The sequence below is a fragment of the Halomonas sp. YLB-10 genome (genome assembly GCF_003856855.1).
Lineage (GTDB): Bacteria > Pseudomonadota > Gammaproteobacteria > Pseudomonadales > Halomonadaceae > Halomonas > Halomonas litopenaei.
Genome location: NZ_RRCU01000013.1, coordinates 20,485 through 27,689 on the forward strand (window position 1 = coordinate 20,485; position 7,205 = coordinate 27,689).

Genomic DNA, 7,205 nt, shown 5'->3' on the forward strand with positions numbered 1-7,205 from the left:
TTCTCTAGCTCCTACAGGTCGATTCCGTCGATCTTGGCAACGGTGAGGATGTCCTTGTCGCCACGCCCGGACAGGTTGACCACGATGTTCTGGTCCGGCGACAGGGTCGGCGCCAGCACCTTGGCGTGGGCCAGGGCGTGGGCCGATTCCAGCGCCGGCATGATGCCCTCGACGTGGGTCAGCTCACGGAAGGCCTCAAGCACGGCGTCGTCGTTGGCGGCCACATAGTTGACCCGGCCGACGTCCTTCCACAGCGCGTGTTCGGGTCCGACACCGGGGTAGTCGAGACCCGCCGAGATCGAGTGGGTATCGCTGACCTGGCCGCCCTCGTCGGACATCAGGTAGGTGCGGTTGCCGTGAAGCACACCGCGGGGCGCGCCGGAGGCCAGGGGCGCGGCGTGACGGCCGGTCTCGACCCCGTCGCCGCCGGCTTCGACGCCATACATCTCGACGCCGTCGTCCTCGACGAAGGGATAGAACAGCCCCATGGCGTTGGAGCCACCGCCGACGCAGGCGATCAGCGCGTCAGGCAGCTTGCCGAACTGCTCGAGCGACTGGCGCCGCGCTTCACGGCCGACCACCGCGTTGAAGTCACGTACCAGTTGCGGGTAGGGATGCGGCCCCGCCACGGTGCCGATGATGTAGAAGGTATCGTCGACGTTGGTGACCCAGTCGCGCAGCGCCTCGTTCATGGCATCCTTGAGCGTACGGGTGCCGGAAGTCACCGGAATGACGTTGGCCCCCAGCAGGCGCATGCGATAGACGTTGAGCTTCTGACGCTCGGTATCGGCCTCGCCCATGTAGACGTCACAGCGCAGGCCCAGCCGCGCCGCCACGGTGGCGGTCGCCACGCCATGCTGGCCGGCGCCGGTTTCGGCGATCACCCGGGGCTTGCCACTCTTCTTGGCCAGCAGCGCCTGGCCGATGGTGTTGTTCACCTTATGGGCGCCGGTGTGATTGAGATCCTCGCGCTTCAGCCAGATCTGGGCACCGCCAAGCTGCGCAGACCAGCGCCGGGCGTGATAGAGCGGCGACGGCCGACCGACGTAGTGCGCCAGGTCATGGTCAAATTCGGCCTGAAAGTCAGGATCGTCCTTGAGGCTTTCGTAGGTGCGGCTCAGATCGTCCAGCGCAAAGCTCAAGGTTTCCGAGACAAAGCGACCTCCGTAGGCCCCATAGTGCCCCCGAGCGTCAGGCCATTGGGTCAGTTCACTGAACTTGCTCACGTCGGACTCCTTGCGGATAAACTGGCTGAATAAAAAGTCGGTGATGGTCGCTCGCTACCGGGCGTGGGGCCTGCTGCCGCGTCAGCGGCGGGCGTCGCCCTGCCCCACGGCGCGCATAAAGGCCTGCATGCGCTCTGGATCCTTGGCGCCCGGCGCGCTTTCGATGCCCCCGGAGACGTCGAGGGCGAAGGGCCTCACCCGGTCAATCGCCTCGGCGGCGTTGTCCGCCGACAGGCCACCGGCGAGGATAACAGGTTTTGCCAGCGACGACGGGATGCGCGACCAGTCGAAAGTGTCACCGGTGCCGCCGGGCACGCCTGGGCGATAGGCGTCCAGCAGCAGTGCCTGGGCGCCGGCGTAGGTGCGTTCGGCCTCGTGCAGATCGAGGCCGTCGCGCATTCTCAGCGCCTTTATATAAGGGCGCGCAAAGCGCTCGCAGGCCTCGGCGCTCTCGCTACCGTGAAACTGCAGCAGGTCGAGACACGGCAGTGCCCTTTCGATGGTCTCGTCGTCGGCATCGACGAACAGCCCCACCCGGGTGACGAAGGCCGGCACCCGCGCCGCGAGTTCGGCCAGCCGCCCCAGGCTGACCGCCCTCTTGCTGCCGGGCCACAGCACAAAGCCCAAGGCATCGGCGCCCAACGCCACGGCGGCGTCGATGTCCTCTTCGCGGGTAAAGCCGCAGAACTTGACGCGGGTACGGTGCGCGGAAGCGATCATCAGGACTCCTTGTCCGCGGCGTGCGCCGCCGAAGCGCCGGCAGGTCCTTCAGCGAAACCGTCGCCGAGCCCGTCGGCGAGCTCTTCGGCACGTACCGCCCTGCGCGTCTCGGCGATCGGACGTCCGCGGCGAAACTCCACCATGGGGCAGTCCGGCAGCGGGCGCTCTCCTGTCCACTCCCCCAGGAAGGCCAGCAGATTCGGCCCCAAGGGTTCGGCGGGCAGTTGCCACTCGGGGTCGTACAGGGTGTCGACGAAGTGCAACCCACAGCCTGGCGCCGTCACATCGCTCTGCTTGCGATCCTTGAGTGCCATCAGTCGCGCGATGTAGTCGGTGCCCTGCTCACCCCGTCCCACCGTCACCAGCGCGCCGACGATGTTGCGCACCATGTGGTGCAGGAAGGCGTTGGCCTGAAGGTCCACCACCACCAGCGGGCCGTGGCGGTGTACCTCGATAAAGTGCAGGTGGCGCCAGGGCGTCTTCGACTGACAGCCGGCGGCACGAAAACTCGAGAAATCGTGCTCGCCGACCAGCGCCTGGGCGGCCTCGTGCATGGCGTCGGCATCCAGCGGGTCGCGGCACCAGGTGGCGTTGGCACGCTCCAGCACCGGGCGGCTCGGCTGGTTGAGGATGACGTAGCGATAGCGCCGGCCCAACGCCTTGAAGCGGGCGTGGAATTCGTCGGGCACCTCGCGAATCCAGCGGATCGCCACATCCCGGGGGAGGTTGGCGTTGCCGCCGAACACCCAGGCCTTCTCGGAACGCTCCACCGGCGGGTCGAAGTGGGCGATCTGGCGGGTCGCGTGCACGCCTGAGTCGGTGCGTCCGCTGCAATGCAACGTGATCGGCACACCCGCCACCTTGGCCAGCGCCTTCTCCACCGCCCCCTGCACCGACGGGGCGTGCTTGAGCCGCTGCCAACCGCAATAGTGGGTACCGTCGTACTCGACGCTGAGCGCCAGACGACCCTTGAGGGGGGTACGTTCATCGAGATGGTGAAAGAAGGACATACGACCTGCTGAATACAAGATAATCAATAGAGGCAACCAGATCCGCGCTCCACAGCCGAATCTGCACCGCTGGCGCTAGTCGGCCATTATCGCCTATCCGCGTCGCGGCAGCCAGCCGTGCGCACAACTGGCGTTTTTCGCGTACAAACCAGGACCGGCTCATTACCATTTTTACCCCCCAGCCATGGCAGCGAACCCCACATCACGACATCGTCTCAAATACGGCCCGATATCCAATGTAAGGAAAAACCCTTTTAGGCAAAAAAAAGACGAAAAGGTCTTTAAAAACCATCCCACATTTCGGGCATTCAGCCCCCCTCTGCCACCCTCTACTCTGAATCCCTTGCACCCGCCCATGAGTACAATGTCGCCATCTTTTTTCCTTGCATACGTTTAACAAGCCCCGCCTTCCCTAACGGCATCCATGCAAGGAATTACCCAATGAACTTCAACACCGATTCATCATTGAATCAGTCCACTGCCGCCACACTGCTGGCGCAGGACAGCACCACCCAGGTCACCGCCCTGGCGCTGCTGGATGAAGATGGCTTGCCCAATGGCATTCCTGGCGGCCCACAGGATGCGGCTGGCCAGGACACCGTGGCAACCGGCACCCTGGGCTATAACTTCGGTGCCAACGGCCCAGCCGCGACCCACCCCTTTCGCTGGGAAACCACCGGCCTTCCTTCACTGACATCTGGCGGCGAGGCCCTTTCCTATCAGGTTTCCGCAAGCGGCCGGACCTTGTCCGCCTCCACCAGCGATGGCACCACCCTGCTTCAGGTCAGGCTGACCGATCTTGCCTCAGGCAGCTACAGCGTCTCGCTGCTCGGCCCGATCGATCATCCCGACGCAACCATCGAGAACAACCTGATCTTTTCGGTCTACTACACCATCACCGATGGTGATGGTGATAGCGCCACTGCACGCCTGGGCGTGGATATCGACGATGACTCGCCGACCACCACCGTTATCGCGCCCTCGAGCCTGGAAGCCGGCGATACCGTCACCGGTACCTGGTCACAGCAAGGCGGGGCCGACGGCGTCGCCGATACCGTCGTCAACCTCCAGGCCGACGACAACGAGTATCCGCTCGGCACCCCGATCGATACCGGCAAGGGCATCTTGACCGTCAACCCCAACGGCACCTGGAGTTTCAGCGCCGACAACGATGCCAGTGGCGCACTCGACTTCAACATCACCACCAAGGACGGCGACGGTGACAGCTTCAGCTCCAGTGCCCACATCGTCATTTCCGGCGGCAATGGGATAGGCCCCACCACCCCCGAGACGGATGGCAATTCTGCCACCGTATCGCCCAAGGCGGTGGTCGATGAAGATGGCCTTCCCGGCGGCATCGCCGGTGGCATCAATGACTACCCGGGCGAACGCACCATCGCCACCGGCCGGCTACGCTATAACTTCGGCGATGACGGCCCTGGCGGCTTCACCTGGAGCACCGCCGGCCTGCCGGTACTGACCTCCCAGGGAAGCCTGGTCAGCTGGGCACTCAGCGCAGACGGACGCTCTCTTCTTGGCACCAGCGCCAGCGGCCAGCAGGTCCTCTCGATTGAACTGAGCGATCTTGCCGCCGGCACCTACCGGGTCGACCTGTTCAAGCCGCTGGATCACCCCCGAGCCGATGTCGAGAGCGACATCAACTTCAGCGTCGGCTACACCATCACCGACGCCGACGGCGACAGTGCGCAGGGCATCCTCCGCGTTACCGTGGATGACGACATGCCAGTGCCGGGCGACGATACCGCCGCAGGCGACAACAGCGGCCCCATCACGGTTGACGTACTGGACAACGACAACTTTGGCGCCGATGGCCCCGGCGAGCTCACCAGTGTTACCGTCCAGGGCGGCCCGGATGTTGGTACCGCCACCATCAACCCCGACGGCACCCTGACCTTTGTTCCCAACCCTGGCTTTACCGGAAACGCCACGATTGACTACACCGCTACCGATGGCGATGGCAGCACCGTTACCGGCAATCTCAGTGTCGGGGTCACGGACGGCGGCGGCACAGGCACAGGCCCCACCACGCCGGAAACCGATGGCAATCCCGACACCACGCCCCCCAAGGCGGTACTCGACGAAGACGGCTTGCCTGGCGGCATCGCCGGTGGCATCAATGACGTGGCTGGCGAACGGCTCGCGGCGATCGGCTCGCTGGGCTACGACTTTGGCAGCGACGGCCGCGGCAGCTTTACCTGGAATACCGCCGGCCTCCCCGTCCTGACCTCCGGCGGCAGCCCGGTCACCTGGTCGCTGAGCGGCAATGGTCGTTCGCTGGTCGGCTTCAACAACGCGGGTGAACGTGTCATTTCCGTCCAGCTCACCGACGTTGCCAACGGCATCTACAAGGTGGTGCTGGCCAAACCGCTGGATCATTCCAACCCCAGTGTCGAGAGCGACATCAACTTCAGCGTCGGCTACACCATCACCGACGGCGTCGGTGACAGCGCCTCGGGCACTATCGGCATTACCGTCGATGACGACACGCCAGTGGCCAACGCCGACGTCGCCACCACCGACAACGACGGCTCCGTCACCGTCGATGTGCTCGGCAACGACCAGTTCGGCGCCGATGGCCCCGGCGGCATCACCAACGCCACCGTCCAGGGCGGCGCGGGTGTCGGTACCGTCACCGTCAACCCCGACGGCACCCTGACGTTCGTCCCCCACCCGAACTTTGTCGGCAACGCCAACATCAACTATACCGCCACCGACGGTGACGGCAGCGCTGTCAACGGCAGCCTCAGCGTCCAGGTGAATGATGGCGGCACTGGCCCCACCACGCCGGAGACCGATGGCAATCCCCACACCACGCCCCCCAAGGCGGTACTCGACGAAGACGGCCTGCCTGGCGGCATCGCCGGCGGCATCAATGACGTGGCCGGCGAACGGACTGCGGCGGTCGGCTCACTGGGCTACGACTTTGGCAGCGATGGCCCCGGCAGCTTTAGCTGGAACACCGCCGGCCTCCCCGTCCTGACCTCCGGCGGCAGCCCGGTCATCTGGTCGCTGAGCGGCAATGGTCGTTCGCTGGTCGGCTTTGACAACACAGGTAACCGTGTCATCTCCGTCCAGCTCACCGACGTTGCCAACGGCATCTACAAGGTGGTGCTGGCCAAGCCGCTGGATCATTCCAACCCCAGCGTCGAGAGCGACATCAACTTCAGCGTCGGCTACACCATCACCGACAGCGTCGGTGACAGCGCCTCGGGCACTATCGGCATTACCGTCGATGACGACACGCCGGTGGCCAACGCCGACATCGCCACTACCGACAACGACGGTTCCGTCACCGTTGATGTGCTTGGCAACGACCAGTTCGGCGCCGATGGCCCCGGCGGCATCACCAACGCCACCGTCCAGGGCGGCGCGGGCGTCGGTAGCGTCGCCGTCAACCCCGACGGCACCCTGACCTTCACCCCCAACCCCGGCTTCGTCGGCAACGCCACCATCGACTATACCGCCACCGACGGTGACGGCAGCGCGGTCGGCGGCAGCCTCAATGTCGCAGTCGCCGACGGCGGCACCGGCCCCAGCACGCCCGATAGCGATGGCGACCCCAGTACTTCCGCGCCCACGGCTGTGGTCGACGAAGATGGCCTGCCTGGCGGTATCGCCGGTGGCATCGGTGACGTTCCGGGAGAGCCTACCGTGGCGACTGGCTCACTGGGCTACAGCTTTGGCAGCGACGGCCCCGGCAGCTTTAGCTGGAGCACCGCCGGCCTCCCCGTGCTGACCTCCGGCGGCAGCCCGGTCAACTGGTCGCTAAGCACCAACGGGCTTTCCCTGTTTGGCACGGACAGCAACGGCAATAGTGTCATTTCGGTGCAACTGACCAACATCGTCAGCGGCGCCTACAAGGTGATACTGGCTAAGCCGCTGGATCACTCCAACCCCAATATCGAGAGCGACATCGACTTCAGCGTCGGCTACACCATCACCGACAGTGCAGGTGACAGCGCCTCCGGCAGTATCGATATCACGGTCGATGACGACATGCCGGTGACCAACGCCGACGTCGCTACCACCGACAATGACGGTTCCGTCACCGTCGACGTGCTCGGCAATGACCAGTTCGGCGCCGATGGCTCCGACGGCATCACCAATGCCACGGTCCAGGGCGGCGCGGCTGTCGGCACCGTTGCGGTCAACCCCGACGGTACCCTGACCTTCACGCCCAACCCCGACTTCGTCGGCAACGCCACCATCGACTATACCGCCACCGACG

4 protein-coding genes are annotated in these 7,205 nt (G+C 65.0%); 1 reads left to right on the forward strand and 3 read right to left on the reverse strand.

Annotated features, from left to right (window positions below):
* Positions 1–11: 11 nt before the first annotated feature.
* The 3 genes from trpB to truA all read right to left on the reverse strand — a co-directional run bounded on the left by trpB (position 12) and on the right by truA (position 2,956).
* Positions 12–1,226, reverse strand: a complete 1,215-nt coding sequence (gene trpB, locus EBB56_RS21490) for a tryptophan synthase subunit beta (RefSeq protein WP_181248630.1) — start codon at positions 1,224–1,226, stop codon at positions 12–14.
* 81 nt (positions 1,227–1,307) lie between these two features.
* Complete coding sequence (locus EBB56_RS21495; RefSeq protein ID WP_108133027.1) at positions 1,308–1,946, reverse strand: phosphoribosylanthranilate isomerase; 639 nt, start codon at positions 1,944–1,946, stop codon at positions 1,308–1,310.
* Positions 1,946–2,956 carry a tRNA pseudouridine(38-40) synthase TruA gene (gene truA / locus EBB56_RS21500; RefSeq protein ID WP_108133026.1) on the reverse strand — a complete coding sequence of 337 codons (1,011 nt, stop codon included), beginning with the start codon at positions 2,954–2,956 and terminating at the stop codon, positions 1,946–1,948. The genes EBB56_RS21495 and truA overlap by 1 nt, the downstream gene beginning before the upstream one ends.
* Positions 2,957–3,397: 441 nt before the next feature.
* On the opposite strand from truA, the gene EBB56_RS21505 reads away from it, so the two are divergent.
* A partial coding sequence (locus EBB56_RS21505; protein ID WP_124805293.1) for an S-layer family protein occupies positions 3,398–7,205 on the forward strand: 3,808 nt, incomplete at its 3' end.

Coding starts and splice junctions, on each gene's coding strand:
- truA (WP_108133026.1), bottom strand. CDS start 2,956: ATGTCCTTCTTTCACCATCTCGATGAACGTACCCCCCTCAAGGGTCGT.
- EBB56_RS21495 (WP_108133027.1), bottom strand. CDS start 1,946: ATGATCGCTTCCGCGCACCGTACCCGCGTCAAGTTCTGCGGCTTTACC.